Source organism: Faecalibacterium longum (genome assembly GCF_040094125.1).
GTDB classification, from domain to species: Bacteria; Bacillota; Clostridia; order Oscillospirales; family Ruminococcaceae; genus Faecalibacterium; species Faecalibacterium longum.
In genome coordinates this window covers 1-1,964 of sequence record NZ_JBBNIH010000050.1, presented here as the reverse complement: position 1 = coordinate 1,964, position 1,964 = coordinate 1, and the positions used below count along the sequence as shown (strand labels likewise).

4 protein-coding genes and 1 pseudogene are annotated in these 1,964 nt (G+C 54.4%); all 5 read left to right on the top strand.

Going from position 1 to position 1,964, the window contains the following annotated elements; translation table 11 throughout:
• Positions 1-85 precede the first annotated feature (85 nt).
• On the top strand, positions 86-535 hold the full coding sequence (locus tag AAAU26_RS00775) for a hypothetical protein (RefSeq protein WP_158401760.1): 450 nt from the start codon (positions 86-88) through the stop codon (positions 533-535).
• An 8-nt stretch (positions 536-543) separates the two neighbouring features.
• Positions 544-681 (top strand): hypothetical protein, encoded by a 138-nt coding sequence (locus AAAU26_RS00770; RefSeq protein ID WP_005928037.1) that lies wholly within the window; start codon positions 544-546, stop codon positions 679-681.
• A complete protein-coding gene (locus AAAU26_RS00765; protein WP_158401759.1) occupies positions 668-1,105 on the top strand; it encodes a DUF3846 domain-containing protein in 438 nt (145 codons plus the stop codon). Before AAAU26_RS00770 ends, AAAU26_RS00765 begins: the two co-directional genes overlap by 14 nt.
• Before the next feature lie 24 nt (positions 1,106-1,129).
• Entirely contained in the window at positions 1,130-1,594 is a 465-nt protein-coding gene (locus tag AAAU26_RS00760; RefSeq protein WP_158401758.1) for a PcfB family protein, read from the top strand.
• Positions 1,591-1,890: pseudogene (locus tag AAAU26_RS00755) on the top strand (conjugal transfer protein TraG); the annotation flags it as partial. The gene AAAU26_RS00760 and the pseudogene AAAU26_RS00755, both read left to right, overlap by 4 nt.
• Between the last annotated feature and the right edge of the window lie 74 nt (positions 1,891-1,964).

Sequence of the window (1,964 nt, the reverse complement as noted above, 5' to 3'; positions counted from 1 at the left end):
AATCCACAGCACCCTGAAACTATTGTAGCATTCCGCTGGAGAGCGGTCTATAAATACTACTATTTTATTATACGAGGTAACGCCTATGAACAACACGATTCCTTTTCACTCCGCAACTCACGCTCCGCAGATCACGGTGGACGTGAACATCTTGTCCATGCTGAAGCAGGCGGCATCCTGCTTGACCGAAATGGCAAGCGAGAATGTCTACCTTGCCGCCATCGGCCCGGACATGGAACTGACTATTATTATGGAGGAGGATGCCCCTTCCGTTCTGCCCTGTTTCGATGAGGGCGACGCCCTGATTTCCGTGAAGGGTGCGCCGCTGTTTATCAGCTACAATCCGGCGCAGGTTCTCAAGCTGGCAGGCAAGCGGTATCTGACCGGCCCGGTGATTTTCTACCGCACCGATGGGCACAGCACCATTGTGTCCCTGACGGTGGAGGACATTTATCGCTTTCAGACCTATCTGGAAGATCACAGCACCACCCTGATGGCGGATGGTCAGAAGCTGACCTGCATCTGCATCGACTGAGGTGTGCTATGCTGAACTTTTTTATTGGATTCGCATTTTTTGAAGCGGGTGCTATTTTCGGATTCTTCGTAGCGGCTCTGCTGAACGCCGCCCATGCCGGGCAGGAGAGCACAATCTTTAAGGAGAATGATAATGGAACAGAATGAAAACACCCTGTCCGTGCTGAAAATTGCACCGGGACAGCATCCGAAGCAGGTCGAGATTGACAACAACCTGAAAGCCTTGCAGGAGGCGGTGGGCGGCACGATTGCTGCTGTTTACCCCTTTGCAGACCCGGTGGCTATCATCTGCAATGACGATGGTAAGCTCATGGGTCTGCCCCTGAATCGTGCCCTGCGGGATGAGAACGGGCAGATGTACGATGCCATTGCCGGAGACTTTCTAGTGGTGGGATTGGGCGAGGAGGATTTTGCATCCCTGACCCCGGAACTGGCGCAGAAGTACGAGCAGCTTTTTCATCAGCCGGAAGCCTTTCTGAAGCAGGGCAACCGTCTGCTGGTGCTGCCGGTGCCTGATGAACCTCCGGCAGAAAAGCCCCGTTCCAAGCCCACGGCAGAGCATGACCGCTAAAATCACCCTGCTGCACGGGAGGTGATGGTAGTGCAGGAAGAAATCGAACAGAAATCATTCAACATTATGATCTCCACCACGAAGCTGTCTGCCCGGACTGTCCTGCGGGCAGTTAAAGCGGCGTTTCGGCTGTACCAGTCCAAGGCATCCCAAGGTAAGCAGAGCGTCCGCACTCTTCTGCGGCAGAACCGGGGCGTGTCCAGCGTGGAGATCAGCAAGACCGGCATCCATGGTTTGGAACGCTATGCCAAAAAGTACGGCATCGACTATGCCATCCGCAAGGACACCTCCGAAGTGCCGCCCCGGTATCTGGTCTTTTTCAAAGCCCCAGATGCAGAAGCCTTCCATTCGGCTTTCAAGGAATATTCGGTATCCCTGCTCAACAAGGACAAACGCCCCTCTGTGCTGGCAAAACTGCATGAGCTGGTGCAGGCAGCGGCAGAACTCCCCGGCAAAGTCCGGCACAAGGAACAGGAGCGTGGACTGTGACCACGAAAAAGCTGACAAAACTGCTGGCGCTGTATCTGCCCTATATTTTGCTGGGACTGGTGGCAACCAACTTTGGCGAAGCGTGGCGGCTTGCCGAGGGCAAGGAACTGGGAGATAAGATCATGTCCATGATGGGCACCGTTCCGCTGGCGTTTGCGAACCCTCTGCCCAGCCTGCATCCGCTTGATATTCTGGTGGGTTTGTGCTGCGGCGCAGGGCTGCGACTGGCGGTCTATCTGCGTGGCAAAAATGCCAAGAAGTACCGTCACGGCATGGAGTACGGCTCTGCCCGGTGGAGTGCATAATTTTAAGTGTAAATGACACATACATGGACGCACAGGAGGTTATGCACATGACTGATTATAGCAAA

Coding starts and splice junctions, on each gene's coding strand:
- AAAU26_RS00775 (WP_158401760.1), top strand. CDS start 86: ATGAACAACACGATTCCTTTTCACTCCGCAACTCACGCTCCGCAGATC.
- AAAU26_RS00770 (WP_005928037.1), top strand. CDS start 544: ATGCTGAACTTTTTTATTGGATTCGCATTTTTTGAAGCGGGTGCTATT.
- AAAU26_RS00765 (WP_158401759.1), top strand. CDS start 668: ATGGAACAGAATGAAAACACCCTGTCCGTGCTGAAAATTGCACCGGGA.
- AAAU26_RS00760 (WP_158401758.1), top strand. CDS start 1,130: ATGGTAGTGCAGGAAGAAATCGAACAGAAATCATTCAACATTATGATC.